Here is a 22,186-nt window from a genome sequence, read left to right as displayed (position 1 = left end):
TATCTTTTTGTAATTATTTTGCTAAATCTGTACGTAATTTTTCTACGTACTGTACTATTTGCCAACGTTCTGTATACGTTATTTGAGATGCATGAGAGCCCATTAAATTTTTACCGTGCATAATTACATGATAAATAGTACCTGCATTTATATCTCTATCTTTATAGTTAGGAATTCCTGAGAATTTTTCTCTTTGAGATAAAACTCCATTTCCATCACCTTTTTTTCCATGACAAGTTGCACAATAAATATCGTACATCGCTTTTCCGTTTGCTAAATTTTCTTCTGAAGCTTCTAAAGGATTAACATTAGCTTTTGCTAATTCATATCCTTCATTCGTATCAGCAATATCGTAAGTAGCGTAACCTCCTCTTGCAATTGTTCCTGCAACAGGTTTTAAATTCACTGGTTCTCCGTTAATACCATTTACACCATTTACATCATAAGGAATAGATACATACATATCTGGCATATATTGCAATTGAGGTGTTCTTTTATCATTACAAGAAATAATACTTGTAAGAGTAACTAAAGCGATAATTAATTTAAAATTCTTCATTATCTATATATTAGTGCTTGTCTACTACATTAATTTCTACAGCTCCTGTTTTTGCTAATAAAGCAGTAATTTCTGCTTCATTATTATGTACAGGTATTTCCATTAAAAAATGATCATCTGTAGTTCTTGGATCAGGGTTTTCTGCTTCTTTAAAAGGCCATATTCTACTTCTCATATAAAAAGTAATAACCATTAGGTGAGCTGCAAAAAATACTGTCAATTCAAACATAATTGGTACAAATGCTGGCATATTAGTAAACCAAGAAAAGTTAGGTTTACCACCAATATCTTGTGGCCAATCTTGAATCATCATATAATTAGTCATCCAAATAGCAAATGATAATCCTGTAATTCCGTAAAAGAATGCAGTAATTGCCAATCTAGTTGGAGCTAATCCCATTGCTTTGTCTAGTCCATGAACTGGAAAAGGACAAAATACTTCTTCTATGTGATGACCTTCTGCTTTTACAGCTTTAACTGCATCTAGCACAAGTTCATCATCATTATAAAACGCGTGAATAACTTTTGATGATTCCATAATTATTCTTTATTAGATTTATCAGATGTACCTGCTACATTTACTACATTTATAGCTGGTTTAGTTGGTATACCTTGTTCTCTTCTCTTCTTGTAAAATTCACCAGAAGATTTTAAAATTGTTTTCACTTCTGCTTGCGCGATAACTGGGAAAGTTCTTGCGTACAATAAGAATAATACAAAGAAGAATCCTATTGTTCCTACAAAAATACCAACATCTACAAACGTAGGTTCAAAACGCCACCAAGTAGAAGGTAAATGACCTTTACTTAATACAATTGCAATAATATCAAAACGCTCAAACCACATACCTATATTAATTGCAATAGAAATAATAAAAGTAATGATAAAGCTTCTTCTGAATTTTTTAATCCATAATAACTGAGGTGTAATAATATTAAATATTATTAATGACCAGAAAGCCCAAGCATAAGGTCCTGTTGCAGCACCTACAGATAAATATGTATAGTTCTCATAAGGAGACCCTGTATACCAAGCAATAAAGAATTCTGTTGCATAAGCTACAGCTACAATTCCACCAGTTAAAATAATTACAATATTCATATATTCAATATGCATACGTGTAATATAGTCTTCTAGATTGGTAACCTTTCTCATGATTCCTAATAACGTTTGTACCATTGCAAATCCTGAAAAGATTGCTCCAGCTACGAAATAAGGAGGGAAAATTGTTGAGTGCCAACCTGGATTGATTGATGTTGCAAAATCCATAGATACAATTGTATGTACAGAAAGCACTAATGGTGTTGCTAAACCTGCAAGTACTAAAGATACTTCTTCAAAACGTTGCCAATCTTTAGCTCTACCAGACCAACCAAATGATAATAATGCGTAAATTTTCTTTTGAAAAGGCTTCACAGCTCTATCTCTAATCATTGCAAAATCTGGTAACAAACCTGTCCACCAGAAAACTAACGATACAGATAAATAGGTTGAGATTGCAAAAACATCCCATAATAATGGAGAGTTAAAGTTTACCCACAATGAACCAAATTGATTTGGCATTGGCAATACCCAATATCCATTCCAAGGTCTACCCATGTGAATAATTGGAAACAATCCTGCTTGAAAAACGGCAAAAATTGTCATTGCTTCTGCAGAACGGTTAATTGCCATTCTCCATTTTTGACGGAATAATAAAAGTACTGCAGAAATAAGTGTTCCTGCGTGACCAATACCAACCCACCATACAAAGTTAGTGATATCCCAAGCCCATCCAATGTTCTTGTTCAGTCCCCAAACTCCAATACCAGTTCCTACGGTGTAAAAAATACATCCAAACCCCCAAAGCATTGCTGCCAAAGAAATATAAAATGCTATGTACCAGTTCTTATTTGCAGCTCCTTCAATAGGTTTTGCAATGTCTTCTGTAATATCGTGATAACTTTTATCACCTAATACTAAAGGTTCCCTTATGGGTGCTTCGTAATGAGACATATTTTTATTACTTAGTTTTATTTATAGTTTAAAAGTTTGAATGTTTTAAAGTTCTTAAAGTTAAAGCCATTTATACAGCTTTACTTATTTGTACTTTTAACTTTCTAACTCAATTACGCTTCGTTTGTGTTTTTAACTTTTACTTGATAGATTACATTCGGTTTTGTCTGTAAGTAATCTAAAACGCCATAAGCTTTTTTATCTTCAACCAACGCAGCCACTTTATCTTCTTTGTTATTGATATCACCAAAGACCATAGCTCCTGTTGTACAAGCTGATGAACAAGCTGTTTCAAACTCATCTGTATTAACAGCTCTTCCTTCTTTTTTCGCTTTTAGAATTGTTGCTTGTGTCATTTGAATACACATAGAACATTTTTCCATAACTCCTCTAGAACGAACTACAACATCTGGATTTAATACCATTTTACCATATTCGTTATTCATATTGAAGTCAAACTCGTTATTATTTGAATAATTAAACCAGTTAAAACGACGAACTCTATAAGGACAGTTGTTTGCACAATATCTTGTACCAACACACCTGTTATATGCCATTTGGTTTTGACCTTGACGACCATGTGATGTTGCTGCAACTGGACAAACAGTCTCACAAGGAGCATGATTACAGTGCTGACACATCATTGGTTGAAAAGTAACCTCAGGGTTTTCTGCTTCAGTTTCTATAGCTTTATATAAATCTCCACCACTTAAACCTTGAGCTTTAGCTTCTTCTCGAGTTGCAATTTCAGAAGAATAGTATCTATCAATACGCAACCAGTGCATGTCTCTACCAACTCTAACTTCTTTTTTACCTACAACTGGTACATTATTTTCTGCATGACATGCAACAACACAAGCACCACAACCTGTACAAGAAGTTAAATCTATTGATAAATTAAAGTGATGACCAATTTCTCTGTTGTGCTCATCCCATAAATCTATTGTTTTTGCTTCAACTTCATTATGATCATAAGACACAAATGCTGGCTTGTTCCAAGTATGTTTTGGATCTGCATTACTTGTAACTTGTTTTAAAGAAGCTACTTTTAAAATATCATGACGACCAGCAATTGTTTTTTGTACTTGTGTACAAGCAAATTTATGTGTTCCTGATACTTTTTCTACAGTAACTCCGTATTGAATATTGTTTCCGTTAGTGTACAATGGATAAGCATTTACACCAACTTGCATTTCTTCATTTAACCCAAATGTTTTTCCATAACCTAAAGCTAAACCTACAGAACCAATTGCCTGACCTGGTTGAACCATTACAGGAACAACAACTTCTTTTCCATTAACAGATACTTTGGCATAGTCACCATCAATTGCACCGTTATCTTTTACAGGATTTGAAAAACCTAATTCTCTGGCATCTGCCATAGACATCATTAAGTAATTATCCCAAGAAGCTCTTGTTATCGGATCAGGGAATTCTTGTAACCAAGGATTGTTTGCTTGCTTACCATCTCCTAAACCTGTTTTTGTATATAAGTTTAATTCAAAACCAGAAGCTTTTTTAGCAGAACTAGAAAGTTTAGCAGCTGCATCTGAAATAGAAACTTCTGCTAAATTAGCCTCAGAATTAACAACTTCTTTTGTAAAGAAACCATTATGCAAAGCTTTATTCCAAGAACTACCACCTAATATATTTGTAGTTGCAAAAGATTTTAAATAATCGTAATATTTTGTTGCATCGCCAGACCAATTTAATAAAGCATCCTGAACTTGACGTGTATTAAATAATGGCTGAATTGTTGGTTGCATTAAACCATAAGTCACTGAATCGAATTGAGCATCTCCCCAAGATTCTAAAAAGTGTGGCGTTGGTAACACAAAGTTAGAAGCATTAACAGTTTCATTATTCTCTGTTGATAATGCTACTGATAATTCTAATTTTTTTAATCCTTCAGAAAAATCTGATGAATTTGATAATGAATAAATTGGGTCTACATTGTAAGAGATTAATCCTGCAACTTTACCAGATTTCATATCTGAAATTAATTGAGATACTTCAGCATCATTTCCTTGACGGATATTTAATGTGTTGTTTATATCAATAATTTCGCTATTTAATGCTTTGTTAATTGCTAATGCAATTAACTGAGCATTTTTATCATTTAATCCTGTTAAGACAACACCTTTAGAACCAGATTTCTTTAAATCAGAAGCCAATTTTTTTACAGTTGAATCTACAGAAGTAGCTTTAGAAGGAACATTTGCTCCTGTAACTGCGTTGTATAAATTTAACAATGCAAATACTTGATCAGATGGTTTTACAACCACTCTTTTATCAGAATTCGCACCCGTTAAAGACATATTACTTTCTACTTGCACATGATAAGACATGTGACCAGTTTCTGATTTTCTACCAGCAACATAACTTTTTTCTAATCCTCCGTGAAAATCTCCAAGAAAATCAGCACCAAAAGAAACAATTGTTTTTGCTTTATCTAAATGATAGTTTGGTAAAGCACGTTTACCATACATTGCCATAAAAGCATCTGCTGCTCCAGATTCTGAAACTGCATCATAAACAACATGTTTTGCATTTGGGTTCGCAGCAATAAATCCTTCTATAATTTTATCAGTAGATGGACTCGCCATTGACCCTGTTAATAAAACAACAGATTTATTTGCTTCTTTTAATTCGCTTAATTTAGCTTTAACTTCTTTATCTGCATCTGCCCAAGAAATTGCTTCACCACCTTTAGTAGGTTCTTTTAAACGTAATTTTTCATCATATAAAGAAAGAACAGCAGCTTGTACTCTTGCACTTGTTGTACCATTTGCTTCTTTATTTGGCATTATTTGAATTGGACGACCTTCACGTGTTTTAACCAAAACATTTGCAAAATCGTAACCATCTGCCATAGATGTTGCATACCAATCTGCAACTCCAAGAGTAACATCATCTGGTTTTACAACATAAGGAATAGACTTTCTTACTGGTCCTTCACAAGCAGCTAAAGATGCAGCAGCTGTAGTAAAACCAACATATTTTAAAAAGTCTCTACGAGAAGTAGAAGAGTTTTCTAATGTTTCTTTATCACCTAAAAACTGATCTGTAGGAATTTCTTCTACAAATTCGTTTTCACTTAACGTTTCAACAATAGAACTACCTTTAAGTTCCTCAACACTTTGCCAGTATTTTTTGTCTGAAGCCATTTATACTTTTTATTTAATGATTGAAAGATTTAAAAATTGAAAAAACACTCAATTTTTCAAATCTTTTAATTTTTAATTTTTAATTAGTAGTGACATTTACCACATTCCTTACCACCTAATTGTGAAATGGTAACCTGATCTACATTGTATTTCTTTGCCAAGTCTTCATGAATTTTTTTGTAATAATCATTACCTTTTAAATCCACTTTTGTCTCTTTATGACAATCTATACACCAACCCATTGTTAATGGAGAGTGTTGATATAATTCTTCCATCTCTTCTACAGGTCCATGACATTTTTGACACTCTAATCCAGCAACTGTTACGTGTTGTGAGTGATTAAAATACACAAAATCTGGTAAATTATGAACTCTCACCCATTTAATTGGCGAAGTTTCTCCAGTATATTCTAAATTATCTGCATCCCAACCTGCAGCTTTATACACTTTTGCAATCTCAAGATCTAACTCTTCTTTTCCAAGAACAATTCCATCTTCTAATTCTACAACAGTATCATCTGCAACTTCAGAAATATTTTTATGACAGTTCATACAAACATTTACAGAAGGAATACCAGATGTTTTACTATGCTTTGCAGATGAGTGACAATATTGACAATCTATCTTATTATCTCCTGCGTGTATTTTATGTGAAAAAGCAATTGGTTGAATTGGTTGATAACCTTCATCTACACCAACTTTAAATAAAGTACCAAAGAAAACGTATGCTCCTATCAACATTAAAAATATTGTAGTTAACACTTTTAAGAAAGTATTCCGTTTTAAACCAGCCCAAAGCTCATGTAAATCTCTTTTAAGATTAGAACTTTCACCTGGTGCAGTATTTCCTTTTAATTCATTTACTTGTTTTAATAAACTTGCAATCATTAAAAAGGCAACAATTATAGCACTTGCCAAAATATAGATTAACCAACCTGGAGCTTCTCCAGAAGAAGCGCCAGAAGTAGCATTGTCTGCTACAGCTACTTTCTTTTTGATTTCGCCAACAGTTGTATAGTATAAAATATCATCGACATTTTTATCTGACAACTGAGGAAACGCAGTCATATTAGAACCCTTATACTCTTCGAAGACTGCAATAGCATCTCTATCTCCAGAAGCTCTTAACTCAGCATTGTTTTTAATCCAAGCTTTTAACCAATCATTTTCTCTTCTTTCTTCTATACCGCTTAAAGCTGGTCCTATAAGTTTCTTATCTAATTTATGACAAGAAGCACATAAAGATTTAAATAATTTTTTTCCTTCTTTTTGACGCGCCTCATCTATATCTTGTGAATATGAAGACATGCTAAATGCAAAAATTAAGAGAAAAGTAAAACTTTTTAGAAGTAATTTGGTTAGTCTATTGTGCAATTCTACACTTTTCATATTTAAACTTTGTTTAAAAAATATCTAATATAAAATGATAAAAGTCATTTTTTTCCGTCCGACAAAAGTACTACTTCTTCCTAAAGTTTGAAAAGCTAAAAGAATGTTAAACTTAATTTATAATTATTCTAAATAAGAGATTTTCCCAATTTATTCATCAACTTGTCGTTATTTTTGTAAAAAATATTGAATAATATGAAAAGTAAATCCATAGCACTTTTGTTTTTGATTGTTTTATTAACAACAAGTTACAGTGCTTATTCTCAAAATAAAACAAATAAATCAGCAGAAATAAAAAGCATCATTTCTAAAAAAAGAAGCTTTAACAACACCTATGGCTTTGGTTACAGAATTCAACTTTATAATGGTAATGAGCAAAAAGCAAGACAATTTAGAGCTCGTTTTGGTATTGAATTCCCTAATAATTTTTCAAAATTAGTGTACAATGCTCCTGAATGGAAAGTGCAAGTAGGTAATTATAAAACAAAATTAGAAGCAGATAAAGACTTGATAAAATTTCAAGAAAAATTCTCTGGAATTATAGTTGTTCCAATGGGTAAATAATTAGTTTTCGGTAACAAATTCTTGTAAAGGAACAGAAACAACAGTATTGCCCCAACCTATAAACATCGTTACAATATCATCCTTATTTTTATCAAATGCTATTGAAAAAGCTTCAATAGTTTTTTCTGATTCAGTTACTTTACCAGAAACTCTAAGAACATCATTATTTTTATCATAAGTATAATGACCCCAAACGTTTCTAACAGAACTAAGAATCAATGTCCATTCATTTTCACCAGGAATTGTAAATAAAGTATAGGTTCCTGCTTTCACTTTTTTTCCTGCAAATAATATATCTTTAAAGAAAGTAACTTCTGGCGCCTCATTAGCACCTGTTCTCCAAACACCTTTTTTGGTATCTGCTACAGCCAATGCAGATAATGCTCTTCCTTTTAATTGTGGTCTACCATAAATTACTTTTACTAATTTATCTGAATTTTTCCAATGAGTTGGATACGTAGCTGCATCCATAGGACTCACATCTAATCTTGGAAATTTTTGCGAAAAAGTATCTGTTGATGAAATAATTGATATTGCAATGACTATTAGTGACAGAAAAGAATTCTTCATTTTTATGAAATTTTAAATATGATTTAAAAGGTATGTCTTCAAAAATAAAAAACCTTACTAATAAGTAGTACTAATTTTGTGTTAAAGAAACTTTAACAACCACAATCTGGACTGCAGCCTTTATCCTTGTCAGAAGGAAAAATATATTTCTTTACTAAAAAAGCAACAGCTAAAACAACCAATAAGTAAGCTATAATTTCTTGCATTAACTTAGAATTTGATAGGTTATAAATGAAGCAACATAAGCTAATAACCCCATTCCAAATAATTGAATTAAAGGCCATTTCCATGTTTTAGTTTCTCGTTTTACAATAGCCAAAGTTGCCATACATTGCATTGCAAAAGCATAAAAAACCATTAAAGACATTCCTACAGGAAAATTAAACCTTTGTTTACCAGTGTCTAGATTTACTTCTGATCTCATTTTCTCTTTAATTGTAGAAGTGTTTTCATCACCTGCTTCTACACTATAAATAGTTGCCAAAGTACCTACAAAAACTTCTCTTGCTGCTAAAGATGTAATTAAAGCAATTCCTATTTTCCAATCATAACCTAAAGGTTTAATTGTTGGTTCTATTGTTTTTCCTAAAATTCCGATATAAGAATTTTCTAATTTTACTGAAGCTATTTTTTGTTGTAATTCTTGATCAGATAAATTCTGATTTACAACATTTTCAATCGTATTTTTTTCTGCATTATCAAAAGAAGTTGGTCCATTAGAAGCTAAAAACCATAAAATAACAGACAATGCTAAAATAATTTTCCCTGCTTCTAAAACAAACGATTTTGTTTTTTCTACAACTTCAAAAAATACATTTTTTATAGATGGTAATTTATAATTTGGCATTTCTACCACAAAAAACGATTTTGATTTTATCTTTAATGTTTTATTTAAAATATACGCTGCTACAATTGCTGTTACAAAACCCAAAGCATATAATGACAATAAAACTAAACCTTGCAGGTTTAAAAATCCGAAGATTTTTTTATCAGGAATAATTAAAGAAATTAAAATTGCATATACTGGTAAACGGGCAGAACAAGTAGTAAAAGGTGTTACTAAAATAGTTATTAAGCGTTCTTTCCAACTAGAAATTGTTCTTGTTGCCATAATTGCAGGAATCGCACAAGCTGTTCCAGAAATTAACGGAATTATACTTTTTCCATTCATTCCAAAACGTCGCATAATTTTATCCATTAAAAACACAACACGACTCATATATCCTGTTTCTTCTAAAATAGCAATAAATAAAAATAATATTGCAATCTGTGGTATAAATATTAAAACACCACCAATTCCTGGAATAATTCCTTCTGTTAATAAGTCTGTAAGAACACCTGTTGGTAAATTACTTTTAGCAAAATCAGAAATTTCTGCAAAAGTTCCATCAATTAAATCCATAGGTAAAGTTGCCCAGTCAAAAATTGATTGAAAAATCACTAATAACAAAAAAACAAAAAACAAATATCCGAAGATTCTATGTGTAAAAATTCTATCTAATCTACCACGTAAATCTGTAGCTTTACTTTTATCTACTATGTATGTTTTTTTAAGAATTTTATTAATTTCTTGATAACGATAAATAGTTTCTTTATGCTGATATTTCTTAAGCTTAGAAGCATCTTCTTTAAATGCTAATAACTTCTTTTTTTCTTCTTTAGTAACAGTTTCTGGATAGTTATTCTGAGTAATCATCAACCATAATTGATACAAAGAATAATTAGGACTAATTTCTTTTAATTTTGTGAAATAATCTGGATCAATTTTATGATCAATACCACATAAAGGTGATGCTTTTGCAGCAACATGACAGCGAATAATTGCAGCCTTTACCTCGTCTATTCCTTCATTTTTTCTGGCACTTATTAAAACTACTTCTGTATTTAATTCTTTCTTTAATAAAGACAAATCAATAGTAATTCCTTTTCTATTCATTTGATCAACCATATTAATGGCCAAAACTGTTGGAATTTCTAAATCTTTAATTTGAGAAAAAAGCAGTAAATTTCTTTTTAAATTCTCTACATCAGCAACCACCAAAATAACATCTGGAGATTCTTTTATATTCTTTTTCAATAAAGTTTTTAAAACAATACTTTCGTCTAAAGAAGTAGGGTTTATACTATAAGTTCCTGGTAAATCTGTAATTATTGCATTCTGAGTAGCAGATAATTTACTAATACCTTCTTTTTTATCCACAGTAATTCCTGGGTAATTCCCTACTTTTTGATTTAAACCTGTAAGTTGGTTAAAAAGCGATGTTTTTCCTGTATTAGGATTTCCAATTAAAGCAACTTTTATATCGTTTTTAGACATTTAGATTTAGCTTTTCAGGATTATAATTTTAGAAGCAGTTTCTTTTCTAATTGCCAAATGACTTCCATTAACACAGATGTATAAAGGATCTTTTAAAGGTGCAATTTGAACCAATTGTACTTCTGCACCAGGTAAACAACCCATTTCCAGCAATTTTAAAGGAATAGAATCTAATGATTCTTCAGAAATGTATCCTATTTCTCCTTTACGTAATGTAGCTATTGTACTCAATGAATTTTATTTGGGATGCAAATATAGGAATTTAGAATGATTCTAAACAAGTTATTTTGAAGCATATTCTTCTTTTAACAAAACAACATCTTCTTTTAGTTTTTCCATATCTTTTTTGTCTGTTCCATCATAATAACCACGAATTCGTCTTTCTTTATCTACCAATACAAATTGTTCTGTATGTATAAAATCGTTTTCATCACCATTTCCTTCATCTAAAACAGCAAAATAACTTTTTCTTGCCAACTCATAAATGTGTTTTTTGCTTCCAGTAGTAACATTCCATTTTCCATCAATAACTCCTTTTCTGTCTGCGTATTCCTTTAACACAGAAACGCTATCTATAACAGGAGTTACAGAATGAGATAAAAACATAATATCGTCATCATTTTTATAATATTCTTGCAACTCATTCATATTATAAGCCATTGCAATACAAATTGTTTGACAACGAGTAAAGAAAAAATCTGCTATATAAATTTTATTTTGATAATCATTATTCGTAATTGTTTTTCCATTTTGATTAATTAATTTAAAATCTGCAATTGTATGATTTTTTTGAATATGCAACATGCTATCATCTACCAATCTTGGATTTACATCTATAGGGTTATAGATTTTAAGTTGATTATCAACCTTTAATAACTGATAAAAAACGGTGAGTGCAACAGCAGAAAACACCACAAAAAAGATAAGTGTTGGAATAGATTTTTTAAAGAATTTAAACTCCATAAAATAATTTTATAACCACAAATTTACGACTTAAAAACCCCTTAGAAAAGCAAACAAAAACAAATACTTTCTAAAATCTTTGTTAAAATAAAAATCAAGTTCTATTAGCCCTTTTTAAACTCTCTTTAAAAACGTACATTTGCCACTATTTTAATTATGATTTAACGCTGAATGGAAATATTAATAAAAGCATCACAATTTATTTTAAGTTTATCTTTATTGATTGTATTGCACGAGTTAGGGCATTTTATCCCTGCAAAACTGTTTAAAACTAGAGTAGAAAAATTCTACTTATTCTTTGATTATAAATTCTCAATTTTTAAGAAAAAAATTGGTGATACTGTTTATGGTATTGGTTGGATTCCTTTAGGTGGATATGTAAAAATATCTGGAATGATTGATGAAAGTATGGATACTGAGCAAATGGCTTTGCCTGCACAACCTTGGGAATTTCGTTCTAAACCTGCGTGGCAACGTTTAATTATAATGTTAGGTGGAGTTTTTGTAAACTTTGTTTTAGGTATTTTTATTTACATTATGTTAATGTATGCTTATGGAGAAAAGTTTTTACCAAACGAAAATGTAAAAGATGGTGTTTGGGTTCAAGATTCTTTAGCCTTGAATTTAGGTTTACAAACTGGAGATAAAGTCTTAACAATTGATGGTGAAAAAATTAAAAAATTCTCTGAGTTAACATTAGGTTTTGTAAACGGTAATAATTTTCAAATTGAAAGAAATGGAGCAATTATTGACAAAGTAATTCCTGAAGATTTTATTTCTCAATTAGTTGATAGAGGTAAAGATGCAGGTGCAATTTTATTGCCTAGATACCCTTTTGCAATTGCAGGTATTTCAGAAGATTCTCCAAATACAGGTTCCGATTTAAAATCTAAAGATATTGTTATTGCTATTAATGGAAACACCATAAAGTATTTTGATGAAGCGCAAACTGAATTAAATAAATTCAAAAATCAAGATATTACAGTAACAGTAAAAAGAGGAGATGAAACTAAAATTATTCCTGTTAAAGTTACTGATAAAGGTAAATTAGGAGTTGGTTTAGGGCAATTATCTTTTAAAGATTTAGAAAAACTAGGTTTTTATAGTTTGGCTAATATTGAATATTCTTTTGCAGAAGCAATTCCTGCAGGATGGAACAAGTCTGTAAAAACACTTACAGATTATATAAAACAATTAAAGAAAATATTTAACCCAAGTACTGGAGCTTATAAAGGTTTAGGTGGTTTTATTTCTATTGGAAGTATTTTTCCTTCTGAATGGAGTGCACAATCTTTCTGGAACATTACAGCCTTCTTATCTATTATGTTAGGTTTTATGAATCTTTTACCAATACCAGCTTTAGATGGTGGACATGTAGTTTTTACTCTTTGGGAAATGATTACAGGTAAAAAACCTGGAGATAAGTTTTTAGAATATGCACAAGTAACTGGTTTTATTCTTTTAATTGCCTTATTACTTTTTGCAAATGGTAATGATATTTTTAGGCTTTTTAAATAAAGTGTAAAAGTGCCTTCAAAATAAAAAAAGCCTCACGTTTGTGAGGCTTTTTTTAAACTCTTAAAGAACGGTTGATAAATGAAAACCAAGTATACTGCGTGTTGCATTTATCGCAAGCATATGCTTTTGTACCTGGAATTAATTTAACAAATGCCCCTCTTTTCATTCTGTGGTTTGATGTAGATTTACATCTTGGGCAAGCTTTCATAATAAGTAATATTTGTTTAGACGCTCGCAAAATACTAAAAATCAACAAAATATTGCTAGGTACTAATACCTATTTAATTATTATTTAATCTACAAAACTTAAAATATTAACAATTTTCACTAATTATTTGGGTAAATTAATTAAGACAAAACCATCATTCAAAATATTCGAATGGTGGTTTTTTTATTTTAGAAAAAACTATTTAAGAAGGTAAATTATCTTTAGTTTCAATTACTTCTGCGGTAGCAGTATCTTCTGAAGAAATTTCTTTTCCTTTTAAATAATCTGGCAATTGCATACCAGCCATATTAAACATTTCTTGTAATGGTGGTACAGATTTATACATACCTGAAATAAAGTTAGAAGTAGATGATTTCCCATCTTTTCCCCCTCCATTTTCCCAAACAGTAACTTTATCAATCTTAATATTTTTAATAGCTTCTGCTTGTGTTTTTACCAATTCTGGTAATTTGTCAGCAATTAAAAGTAAAACTGCATCTTTAGAATTATTACCTGCTGCTTTTACAATTTGATCCAAACCAGCGGCTTGTTTTGTAAGAACCTCATATAAACCTTGTGCTTCTGCTTGTGCTTTAAATAAAATTGCATCTGCTTCACCTTTTGCAATTCTTCTAATATTTTCTGCTGTAGCTTCTGCATCAATTTCAACTTTACGTTTATCAATTTCAGCAGGTACAATAATATCTGCTAATTGAGAAGAACGTTCTCTTTCTGCTCTAGCAACTTCTGCTTCTTGTTCTGCAGCATAAGATTCTTCTAATGCTTTTGCGGTTTGTACTTTTTCTGAAGCAATTGCAACTCTTTCTGCCTCTGCCTCTCTTTGTCTACGTAAAGAGTCAGAATTTGCTACTGCAATTTTCGCTGTATTTTCCCCTTCTACTGCTTGTGCATTTGCTGCTGCAACCTGAGTTCTTTCATCTTGTACTGCATTTGCTTCACCAATAGATCCATCTCTGGTTTTTTCTGCAACCGATTTACGTGCTGCGTTAATTGCATGTGCCGCAGCTTCTTTTCCTAAAGCTTCTATATAACCAGATTCATCAACAATATCTGTAATATTTACGTTGATTAATTTTAAACCAACTTTCTTTAATTCTGATTCTACACTTTTAGAAATATTCGTTAAAAATTTATCTCTATCAGAATTTATTTCTTCAATATCCATTGATGCAACAACCAAACGTAATTGACCAAAAATAATTTCCTGTGCTAATTCTTGAATTTCACTTTGTCCTAAACCAAGTAATCTTTCTGCAGCATTTTGCATAATTCCTGGTTCTGTAGAAACTCCAATTGTAAATCTTGAAGGAACGTTTACACGAATATTCTGCTTAGAAAGTGCGTTTACCAAATTTACTTCAATAGAAATTGGCGTTAAATCTAAAAACTGATAATCTTGAATTACTGGAAAAATAAATGCAGCTCCACCATGAATACATTTGGCAGATTCACCCCCACCAACTTTACCATAAACTACCAAAATTCTGTCTGAAGGGCACCTTTTGTAGCGCTTTATCATTGCAACTATTAATATAAAAATGAACAGAATTGCAATTCCTATTCCTATTAATCCAGCAAATTGACTGGTTTGTAATATCATTAAATTTAGCATAATTTTTTTATTTTTGAGGTTCTATAATTAATATTCCATTGTTTGTTACTTCAATCACTTTTATGACATTTCCTTGTGTTAAATCTTCATCATAATCTGTCAAAGCTTCTAATTCTCTTAAAGCTCCTTGCACTTTTACTTGTACTTTTCCTATTTTAGACCTTTTAGCTCCAACAGTTAAATATACTTCACCAATAGAATTTAAAGCATTTTTCATTTTTAAAGTTCCGCTAGAAGTTAATTTGCTGATGTAATAAAACATTGCTGCCATAACAGCCATCATTACTAAACCACATAATAAAGAAATAATAATGGTAAGAGGTTTAGAGTTTCCAGCATCTATACTAGAAATTCCACTCCAGCCAAAAATGGTGAAAAAAGCAACTAAATTTTTTAAAGTAAAAAACTGAAAACCAGCACCTGTATCTGCATCGATTTCTGCATCTACATCACCAACATCGTCTGCATCTGCACCAACAAAAGTGCTTATTAAGACAATAATAAAAATTAAAGTAGAAATCCCTGTAATTATCCAATACGTCTTTTGAAAAGACGATAATTCTTGAAACCATTCCATCATAGCTAGTTCGTTTTAAAAGTGATTAAATATATAGATTTTTGACTAAATAAAGCGACTTATTTTATCAATATAAAGAGAAACTCATTTTTACTGAAATCAACTTTTAAAAGTACTTTTTTAGTTGATTATAAACTTCAATTAACAACCTTTTTATTCTAGAAATAATATTATTGAAGTATTAAAATGTGGCTGAGCTTCAATTATTAGTAGTTTAAAAAGTGAATTTGTTACATAAATTTTTTAATATTTTTTAGAAAAAACAAAAAGCCTTGATACAAATGTATCAAGGCTTTTAAAAAATAACATATAACTTCTTCTTTAGAAACTGTAACGCAACCCGAATAAAATAGTACTTGATGGCATTGGTAAAAAACCAGATTCTATATAATCTGCATCAAAAATATTATTAGCAGTAACCGTAAAACTAAATTTTTGAACATCAACAATTACAGAAGCGTCCCAAACATTATAGCTTGTTCCATCAGAACGATCTGCATATTTATAAATAATATTTTGTCTCACATTCTTAAATAATTGAGAAGAAAAACGAGTCGTAAAATGATGTTTTAACGTATTTAATCTATAACGAGATAAACTTCTGTTCTGATCATTAATATCATCCTCTAAAAAAGTATAACCAAATGCTAAAGATTGATTAAATTCTTTAATTTTAAATGTATAATTTGCATCAAACTCAAAACCTTGAGTATATACTTGAGCAATATTTGTTGCTATAAATTTAGCCTGTGAAGCATCTTGTCTAACAAAATCTATAATATTATCTGAGGCTCTACTAAACAAAGAAAACGATGCAAAAAAGTTATTATTTGTATATTTTAAACCCATTTCTTGTGCAATTGCTTCCTCTGGTTTTAAATCAGGGTTACCTGTTGTACTAGAATCATTATAATATAAATCTGTATATGTTGGAATTCTGTATGTATAACCAATATTCCAATAATATCTTAAATTATCTGATAATTGTGCACCAATATCTAACCCAGGAAATACATGAAACTTGAAGTCTGAAAAGTAGGTTGCTGCAATACCCGGAGTAATATCTACAACACCAAACTTAAAACGATGTTCTAAAAATAAATTAGCCATAGTTCTATTTCTATTTCCTAAATTATTACTGCTAATAAAAACCCTAGAAACATCAATACCAAAACCTGTAATCCCAAGATCTGATGTATAAGAAGCATTTGTTTCTACACCAACTTTATTGGTAATGTGTAAGTTTCTATAAAAACTTGGGTCATCTCTTTTTAATTGAAAAATGTCTTGCCCTCTTTTCCAATAAATTCTTGGTGTAATTTTTAAATTCTCATTTCTAAATGTTGATGAAACTCCTAACAAACTACTCTGCGTTTCTTCATATTCATTAAATCCCCAAGAAGTTGGTGTATAAAAATTTTGTGCGCCAAATTTCTTATCGAAAAAAGTAGCCAAAACCTCTATTGGTTGTTTTTTCTTATTAAAAACTCCTTTTAAGAAATAGTTGTAGTTATTATAATCAGAGTTATCTCTATATCCATCTGAAGTTAGCGCACCAACATGTGCAATAATTGATGAATTTTCAAACTCTTTACCAACAGTTATAGATCCATTTAATTGCCCGAAAGAACCTGCTTCAATATTTGCAGAAACTGTATTTTTCAACTTCTTTTTAGTTACAATATTAATTGCTCCTGTAAATGCATTCTGACCGAAAACTCTTGCTGCAGGACCTTTAATAATTTCTATTCTCTCAATAACCTCAATTGGTAAAGCAGCATTTAAAGTATGATGACCCGTTTGAGAATCATCCATTTTAATCCCATCAATTAAAAGTAATGTTTGATCAAAACCACCTCCTCTAATATATAAATCTGCTTGACTACCAGCTGTTCCTCTTCTTCTAATATCTACACCTGCAACTTGTTGTAATAAATCAGCAACATTAGTAGCTGCACTATTTTTTATAACTTTAGACGTAATAACGTTAATCGTTCTAGAGTTCGCTTTAAAAGGTAAATCTATTCTAGAAGATCTTATTAACACAGTATCTAATTCTTGAACTTCCTTTTTTTCTTGAGAAAAAGAAGTCATATACAATGCTAAAAATGCAATAATTAATAATTTACTTCGTGTCATTTTATTTTGATTTTAAAACGCTGTAAAATTCGTAACTTTCCGGACGATTAAACTAGTCCAGTTTTAAAATGATAGATAGTCCGGTTAATATTCTTTTTAAACAATTAATTGATTTTGATAAATCAATAGCACAACCTGTATACATTCAAGTTTCACAGCAAATTATAAATGCCATTCAACGCAGATATTTAACAAAAGGAACCATATTACCAGGAACTCGTATTTTAGGTCAATTATTAAAAGTACATAGAAATACTGCAGTTGCAATTTACGAAGAATTGGCTTCTCAAGGTTGGGTAGAAATCATACCAAATAAAGGAACTTTTGTTTTAGATCCAGCCTTGAAAACAGCAAAAATAAAAGCTACTTCTCAAAAAATAAATGAAGCATATACACATCCTAAAAATACAGGATTTCCTTTTCAAAAATCATTTCATTTAGCATCGACCGTTCAATTAACCAATACTAACTTTTCTATTAACGATGGAAAACCGGACTTACGTTTACATCCTGTTCATGAATTTACAAGATGGTACAGTGCTGCTATGAAACGAAAAACGTTGATAAAAAAATGGAACAGACCCAATGAATCTTATTATTCTTTATTTCAGACTCAATTATGTAATTATTTAAACGCAACTAGAGGTTTTCATATAAGCCCGAATAATTTAATAAGTACACGTAGTACAGAAATGAGCTTATATATTGTTTCTCAATTATTGATAAAACAAAACGATGTAGTTTTGGTTGGAAACTTAAGTAATTATGCTGCAAATATGATTTTTCAACAAGCCGGAGCAAGTATCAAAACAATTCCTGTTGATAATGATGGTTTAGATATTGATTACATAAAAAAACATTTTGTAAAAGGAAATATTAGATGTTTGTATATCTGTGCACATAGAGATTACCCAACAATGGTAACCTTAAGTGCAAAACGTCGTTTAGATTTATTACAGCTTGCAAAAGAATTTAAATTTGCTATTATTGAAGATGATTACGATTACGATTTTCAGTTTGAAGGTTCTGCTATGTTACCAATGGCAAGTGCAGATGCCAATGGAATGATTATTTATTTAGGAAAATTAGGTCAATCGTTATTTCCAAGTTATCAAACTGGGTTTGTAGTTGCGCCAGAAAACTTAATTTCAGAAGCAAAAAATTATCTAGAATTACTAGACAAACAGGGAGATTTAATTCAAGAACAAATGTTATCAGAATTAATTAATGAAGGGGAAATTTATCGTTTAATGAAAAAAAACATTGTCATTTACAAACAAAGACGCGATTTTTTGTGCCAACTTTTAGCAGAACATTTTTATGAAATTGCTACTTGGAAAATTCCTTCTGGTGGACTAGCGATTTGGTTACAATTTCAACAACAAATATCACTAGTAAAACTAGCAGAAGAAGCAGAAAAAAAAGATTTATTTTTACCAAAAACAGTTCTTTATCAAGATAAAAATACTTGTTCAATTCGTTTTGGATTTGGACATTTAAATGAAGAAGAAATGGAACCTGTAATTAAAAAATTAAAAAGCGCTTATAACCAAGTTTCTACAAAATATAATTAGCCTTCATCTTATTTTTTAACAGATTAAGATATTAACAATGCTATTTTGCCTGCTATTTTTTGATACTTTTATAGCATGTTTGCACTAGTAGATTGTAATAATTTTTATGCTTCTTGTGAGCGAGTTTTTAACCCAAAATTGCAAGGAAAACCAGTTGCTATTTTAAGCAATAATGATGGTTGTGTAATTTCTATGAGCGATGAAGCTAAGAAATTAGAGCTTCCTTTTGGTGCGCCAATTTTTAAGTGGGATGCCTTTTGCAAAGCAAATAATATTACTGTTTTATCTTCTAATTACCCTTTATATGGAGATATGAGTGCTAGAGTTATGAATATTCTCGCAGATTTTTCTCCAGATATAGAAGTCTATTCTATTGATGAATCTTTTTTAAAATTAGATGGTTTTGAAAACTATGATTTAGAGGAATATGCAACAAAAATGAGAAGCAAAATTTTAAAATGGACAGGCATACCAACTTGCGTTGGAATTGCACCAACCAAAGCATTGAGTAAAGTTGCCAATAAAATTGCGCGTTCTAACCTAAAACAATCTAAAGGAATTTGTATAATTGATTCCGAAGAAAACAGAATTAAAGCATTAAAATGGACAAAAATTGGAAATGTTTGGGGAATAGGACGTCGTTTAAAAAAATGCTTGCAAGATAAAGGTTGTCAAACTGCGTATGATTTTACACAATTGCCAAGTGATTGGGTTTTAAAAAATTTTTCAATTGTAGAATGGCGTTTACAAAAAGATTTACAAGGCAATTCTAAAATTCCGTTAGAAGAAGTTTCACCAAAAAAAATGATTGCAACAACACGTAGTTTTGAGTTTACGTATTCTGATATTGATAATATAAAAGAGCGTATTTCTACCTTTGCAGCAAGTTGTGCAGAAAAATTACGCAATCAAAAATTGAGTTGTCATATGCTAATTATACAACTTTCTAGTGACAGACATAAAAAAGATTTACAACAACACAGAGAAAGTAAAACCATTATTTTCTCTTACCCAACAGATTCTACTTTAACTATTTCTAATGCTGCTGTAGAAGCAGTAAAAACTATTTTCAAGTCAAATATTAAATATAAGAGAGCAGGTGTAATTGTTACTGGTTTAGTGCCAAATGATAATTTTCAATTGAATTTATTTTCACACGAAAATCCAAAACACAAACCTTTAATGTCTGCTATTGATAAGTTAAACAAAAAGTTTAAATCCGATAAAATTAAATTAGGCAATCAAGATTTAAACCGTACTTGGAAAATGCGACAAGAACGTTTATCAAAAAAATTTACAACCAATATTAACGAAGTTATTGTTGTTAAATAGAAATATCTTTTCATGAATAATAACTATAAAATTTTAGCCGTTTTTGAATATTCAACAGAAGCGCATGTGACAAAATCTAAATTAGATTCAGAAGGTTTACAAACTATGCTGATGGATGAAAAAACAATAGATTCAGATCCTTTAATTAGCAATGCAATTGGTGGCGTAAAACTATTAGTTCATCAAGATGATTTTGAGAAAGCAACAAAAATCTACAATAACATTAGGGCATATCAAAAAGATAAAAGCGGAAAAGATTTTTCTTGCCCAAAATGTAATTCTAACAGAGTATTAGTTGCTCCAATTCAAAGAAAAAACGTGTTTTATATGTTGTTTCCTTTTTTTGAGAAAAAGAGGCACATTTGTAATGATTGTAAAACAATATTTTAAACCAATAAATAACTTATAAGTTTAAAGAAAAGTTATAATTTGCAAGCAATTGAAAACCATACTAATGAAATATTTTACACTCATATTTTTAATCACAATAGGACTTTTAACAGGTTGTAAAGAATCAGAAAAAACAAAAACTAAAAAAGAAAAAGTTCCTGTAGAAACCTTGACTTCACAAAACACTCATCAAATTGTTGTTCTCGAAAAGATAGCAGCTGGAGGATATGTTTATCTTAAGGTTTTGGAAAAAGAGAAAGAATATTGGGTAGCTGTTCCAGGTAGACAAATAAAAATAGGAGCTACTTATTATTATGATGGAGGAATGGAGATGAGAAAATTTGAGAGTAAAAGTTTAAAACGAACTTTTGAAAGCGTAATTTTTGCTCAAGGTATTCGAGATAAAAAAAATGGTGTTAAAAAAGTTGAAAAAAGTAATCTTCAAAAAGGAAAATCAAACGTAGTTAACGTTGAAAAAGCTCCAAATGGCATTAGAATTGCAACACTTTTTGAAAACTTAGAAAAGTATCAAAATAAACAGGTTATTATTAAAGGACAGGTTGTAAAAGTTAATAACGGAATTTTAGGAGTTAATTTTCTGCATTTACAAGATGGAACAAAAGGAAATGGCAAATATGATATTACAGTTACGAGTAATGATGAGTTTAAAATAGGTGATGTAGTTACTATAAAAGGAACTGTTGTCTTGAATAAAGATTTTGGATCGGGTTATGCTTATGAGGTACTTATTGAAAAAGCAATTATTTTATAGTAATATTTAAAGAAAAGTTATAATTTACATTCAAATGAAAACATCTAAAACACTTACTTTTTTTACACCCAAAACTTCCTCTGGAAATGGAGCTGTATTTGTAGATGTTGGCATTTCTGCCGGATTTCCATCACCTGCAGATGATTTTAGAGAAACAAGAATTTCTTTAGACGATGAACTTATTCAAAACAAAGACGCTACTTTTTTTGCGAAAGTAAAAGGGCAATCTATGATTGATGCTGGTTTAGATGACAATGACTTATTGGTTATTGATAGAAGTTTAGAACCTGCCAACAATAAAATTGCTGTCTGTTTTTTAGATGGTGAATTTACTGTAAAACGTTTACGAGTAGAAAAAAATGAAATTTGGTTACAACCAGAAAACCCTAATTATCCGATTATAAATATCACCGAAGAAAATGATTTTATGATTTGGGGAATTGTTACTAGTGTGATAAAAAAAGTTTAAAAATTACTCTTTTTTAATATTTTATTATTGTTTTTCGATAATTTTTATATA

At 30.3% G+C, this 22,186-nt stretch carries 20 protein-coding genes; 7 read left to right on the top strand and 13 right to left on the bottom strand.

Features of this window, described 5'->3' with window-relative positions:
- Window positions 1-13: 13 nt before the first annotated feature.
- From PHEL85_RS12260 to PHEL85_RS12240, 5 genes are all read right to left on the bottom strand, one after another.
- Window positions 14-559: a c-type cytochrome gene (locus PHEL85_RS12260; protein ID WP_200882354.1), complete on the bottom strand. Its 546-nt coding sequence runs from the start codon at window positions 557-559 to the stop codon at window positions 14-16.
- A gap of 10 nt (window positions 560-569) precedes the next feature.
- Window positions 570-1,097: a DUF3341 domain-containing protein gene (locus PHEL85_RS12255; protein WP_036825371.1), complete on the bottom strand. Its 528-nt coding sequence runs from the start codon at window positions 1,095-1,097 to the stop codon at window positions 570-572.
- Window positions 1,098-1,099: 2 nt separating this feature from the next.
- A complete protein-coding gene (nrfD, locus tag PHEL85_RS12250) occupies window positions 1,100-2,554 on the bottom strand; it encodes an NrfD/PsrC family molybdoenzyme membrane anchor subunit (protein ID WP_036825370.1) in 1,455 nt (484 codons plus the stop codon).
- A 113-nt stretch (window positions 2,555-2,667) separates the two neighbouring features.
- Window positions 2,668-5,721 (bottom strand): TAT-variant-translocated molybdopterin oxidoreductase, encoded by a 3,054-nt coding sequence (locus PHEL85_RS12245; RefSeq protein WP_036825369.1) that lies wholly within the window; start codon window positions 5,719-5,721, stop codon window positions 2,668-2,670.
- Window positions 5,722-5,804: 83 nt separating this feature from the next.
- Window positions 5,805-7,109, bottom strand: coding sequence for a cytochrome c3 family protein (locus PHEL85_RS12240; protein ID WP_036825367.1), 1,305 nt, complete (start codon window positions 7,107-7,109; stop codon window positions 5,805-5,807).
- Between the two features lie 195 nt (window positions 7,110-7,304).
- Between PHEL85_RS12240 and PHEL85_RS12235 the strand changes: the two genes are divergently transcribed.
- Window positions 7,305-7,673 (top strand): SPOR domain-containing protein, encoded by a 369-nt coding sequence (locus PHEL85_RS12235; RefSeq protein ID WP_036825365.1) that lies wholly within the window; start codon window positions 7,305-7,307, stop codon window positions 7,671-7,673.
- On the opposite strand, the gene PHEL85_RS12230 is transcribed toward PHEL85_RS12235, so the two are convergent.
- The 5 genes from PHEL85_RS12230 to PHEL85_RS12215 form a co-directional block, all read right to left on the bottom strand.
- Entirely contained in the window at window positions 7,674-8,243 is a 570-nt protein-coding gene (locus tag PHEL85_RS12230; protein ID WP_036825363.1) for a DUF2911 domain-containing protein, read from the bottom strand.
- A 92-nt stretch (window positions 8,244-8,335) separates the two neighbouring features.
- The gene (locus PHEL85_RS17780; protein WP_156109201.1) at window positions 8,336-8,449 is read right to left on the bottom strand and encodes a FeoB-associated Cys-rich membrane protein; all 114 of its coding nucleotides are present in this window, start codon (window positions 8,447-8,449) and stop codon (window positions 8,336-8,338) included.
- Entirely contained in the window at window positions 8,449-10,560 is a 2,112-nt protein-coding gene (feoB, locus tag PHEL85_RS12225; protein WP_036825362.1) for a ferrous iron transport protein B, read from the bottom strand. Before feoB ends, PHEL85_RS17780 begins: the two co-directional genes overlap by 1 nt.
- Window positions 10,561-10,566: 6 nt before the next feature.
- Window positions 10,567-10,791, bottom strand: a complete 225-nt coding sequence (locus PHEL85_RS12220; RefSeq protein WP_036825361.1) for a ferrous iron transport protein A — start codon at window positions 10,789-10,791, stop codon at window positions 10,567-10,569.
- A 51-nt stretch (window positions 10,792-10,842) separates the two neighbouring features.
- A complete protein-coding gene (locus PHEL85_RS12215; RefSeq protein WP_036825359.1) occupies window positions 10,843-11,523 on the bottom strand; it encodes an SCO family protein in 681 nt (226 codons plus the stop codon).
- 171 nt (window positions 11,524-11,694) lie between these two features.
- Between PHEL85_RS12215 and rseP the strand changes: the two genes are divergently transcribed.
- Window positions 11,695-13,041 (top strand): RIP metalloprotease RseP, encoded by a 1,347-nt coding sequence (gene rseP / locus PHEL85_RS12210; protein WP_036825357.1) that lies wholly within the window; start codon window positions 11,695-11,697, stop codon window positions 13,039-13,041.
- A gap of 410 nt (window positions 13,042-13,451) precedes the next feature.
- Here the strand turns inward: rseP and PHEL85_RS12205 are convergent, their stop codons facing one another.
- The 3 genes from PHEL85_RS12205 to PHEL85_RS12195 all read right to left on the bottom strand — a co-directional run bounded on the left by PHEL85_RS12205 (window position 13,452) and on the right by PHEL85_RS12195 (window position 17,598).
- Window positions 13,452-14,870 carry a flotillin family protein gene (locus PHEL85_RS12205; protein ID WP_036825356.1) on the bottom strand — a complete coding sequence of 473 codons (1,419 nt, stop codon included), beginning with the start codon at window positions 14,868-14,870 and terminating at the stop codon, window positions 13,452-13,454.
- Between the two features lie 19 nt (window positions 14,871-14,889).
- Window positions 14,890-15,462 (bottom strand): hypothetical protein, encoded by a 573-nt coding sequence (locus PHEL85_RS12200; protein WP_036825355.1) that lies wholly within the window; start codon window positions 15,460-15,462, stop codon window positions 14,890-14,892.
- A 318-nt stretch (window positions 15,463-15,780) separates the two neighbouring features.
- Complete coding sequence (locus PHEL85_RS12195; protein WP_036825353.1) at window positions 15,781-17,598, bottom strand: TonB-dependent receptor plug domain-containing protein; 1,818 nt, start codon at window positions 17,596-17,598, stop codon at window positions 15,781-15,783.
- A gap of 68 nt (window positions 17,599-17,666) precedes the next feature.
- On the opposite strand from PHEL85_RS12195, the gene PHEL85_RS12190 reads away from it, so the two are divergent.
- From PHEL85_RS12190 to PHEL85_RS12170, 5 genes are all read left to right on the top strand, one after another.
- The gene (locus PHEL85_RS12190) at window positions 17,667-19,172 is read left to right on the top strand and encodes a PLP-dependent aminotransferase family protein (RefSeq protein WP_036825351.1); all 1,506 of its coding nucleotides are present in this window, start codon (window positions 17,667-17,669) and stop codon (window positions 19,170-19,172) included.
- A 75-nt stretch (window positions 19,173-19,247) separates the two neighbouring features.
- Window positions 19,248-20,504 carry a Y-family DNA polymerase gene (locus PHEL85_RS12185; protein ID WP_036825350.1) on the top strand — a complete coding sequence of 419 codons (1,257 nt, stop codon included), beginning with the start codon at window positions 19,248-19,250 and terminating at the stop codon, window positions 20,502-20,504.
- A 12-nt stretch (window positions 20,505-20,516) separates the two neighbouring features.
- Window positions 20,517-20,894 carry a hypothetical protein gene (locus PHEL85_RS12180; protein WP_036825349.1) on the top strand — a complete coding sequence of 126 codons (378 nt, stop codon included), beginning with the start codon at window positions 20,517-20,519 and terminating at the stop codon, window positions 20,892-20,894.
- A 64-nt stretch (window positions 20,895-20,958) separates the two neighbouring features.
- Complete coding sequence (locus PHEL85_RS12175; RefSeq protein WP_052108556.1) at window positions 20,959-21,666, top strand: OB-fold nucleic acid binding domain-containing protein; 708 nt, start codon at window positions 20,959-20,961, stop codon at window positions 21,664-21,666.
- Between the two features lie 34 nt (window positions 21,667-21,700).
- Window positions 21,701-22,135: a LexA family protein gene (locus PHEL85_RS12170; RefSeq protein WP_036825347.1), complete on the top strand. Its 435-nt coding sequence runs from the start codon at window positions 21,701-21,703 to the stop codon at window positions 22,133-22,135.
- Window positions 22,136-22,186 lie beyond the last annotated feature (51 nt).

Source organism: Polaribacter sp. Hel1_85 (assembly GCF_000766795.1).
Classification (GTDB): domain Bacteria; phylum Bacteroidota; class Bacteroidia; order Flavobacteriales; family Flavobacteriaceae; genus Polaribacter.
This window is presented reverse-complemented; position numbering and strand designations above follow the sequence as displayed.

Excerpts from the sequence above, each read along its gene's own strand:
- PHEL85_RS12205 (WP_036825356.1), bottom strand. The coding sequence starts at position 14,870 with ATGATATTACAAACCAGTCAATTTGCTGGATTAATAGGAATAGGAATT.
- PHEL85_RS12185 (WP_036825350.1), top strand. The coding sequence starts at position 19,248 with ATGTTTGCACTAGTAGATTGTAATAATTTTTATGCTTCTTGTGAGCGA.
- PHEL85_RS12255 (WP_036825371.1), bottom strand. The coding sequence starts at position 1,097 with ATGGAATCATCAAAAGTTATTCACGCGTTTTATAATGATGATGAACTT.
- rseP (WP_036825357.1), top strand. The coding sequence starts at position 11,695 with ATGGAAATATTAATAAAAGCATCACAATTTATTTTAAGTTTATCTTTA.
- nrfD (WP_036825370.1), bottom strand. The coding sequence starts at position 2,554 with ATGTCTCATTACGAAGCACCCATAAGGGAACCTTTAGTATTAGGTGAT.
- PHEL85_RS12170 (WP_036825347.1), top strand. The coding sequence starts at position 21,701 with ATGAAAACATCTAAAACACTTACTTTTTTTACACCCAAAACTTCCTCT.
- PHEL85_RS12175 (WP_052108556.1), top strand. The coding sequence starts at position 20,959 with ATGAAATATTTTACACTCATATTTTTAATCACAATAGGACTTTTAACA.
- PHEL85_RS12180 (WP_036825349.1), top strand. The coding sequence starts at position 20,517 with ATGAATAATAACTATAAAATTTTAGCCGTTTTTGAATATTCAACAGAA.
- PHEL85_RS17780 (WP_156109201.1), bottom strand. The coding sequence starts at position 8,449 with ATGCAAGAAATTATAGCTTACTTATTGGTTGTTTTAGCTGTTGCTTTT.
- PHEL85_RS12215 (WP_036825359.1), bottom strand. The coding sequence starts at position 11,523 with ATGGAGTTTAAATTCTTTAAAAAATCTATTCCAACACTTATCTTTTTT.
- feoB (WP_036825362.1), bottom strand. The coding sequence starts at position 10,560 with ATGTCTAAAAACGATATAAAAGTTGCTTTAATTGGAAATCCTAATACA.
- PHEL85_RS12260 (WP_200882354.1), bottom strand. The coding sequence starts at position 559 with ATGAAGAATTTTAAATTAATTATCGCTTTAGTTACTCTTACAAGTATT.
- PHEL85_RS12200 (WP_036825355.1), bottom strand. The coding sequence starts at position 15,462 with ATGATGGAATGGTTTCAAGAATTATCGTCTTTTCAAAAGACGTATTGG.
- PHEL85_RS12190 (WP_036825351.1), top strand. The coding sequence starts at position 17,667 with ATGATAGATAGTCCGGTTAATATTCTTTTTAAACAATTAATTGATTTT.
- PHEL85_RS12245 (WP_036825369.1), bottom strand. The coding sequence starts at position 5,721 with ATGGCTTCAGACAAAAAATACTGGCAAAGTGTTGAGGAACTTAAAGGT.
- PHEL85_RS12195 (WP_036825353.1), bottom strand. The coding sequence starts at position 17,598 with ATGACACGAAGTAAATTATTAATTATTGCATTTTTAGCATTGTATATG.
- PHEL85_RS12240 (WP_036825367.1), bottom strand. The coding sequence starts at position 7,109 with ATGAAAAGTGTAGAATTGCACAATAGACTAACCAAATTACTTCTAAAA.
- PHEL85_RS12230 (WP_036825363.1), bottom strand. The coding sequence starts at position 8,243 with ATGAAGAATTCTTTTCTGTCACTAATAGTCATTGCAATATCAATTATT.
- PHEL85_RS12235 (WP_036825365.1), top strand. The coding sequence starts at position 7,305 with ATGAAAAGTAAATCCATAGCACTTTTGTTTTTGATTGTTTTATTAACA.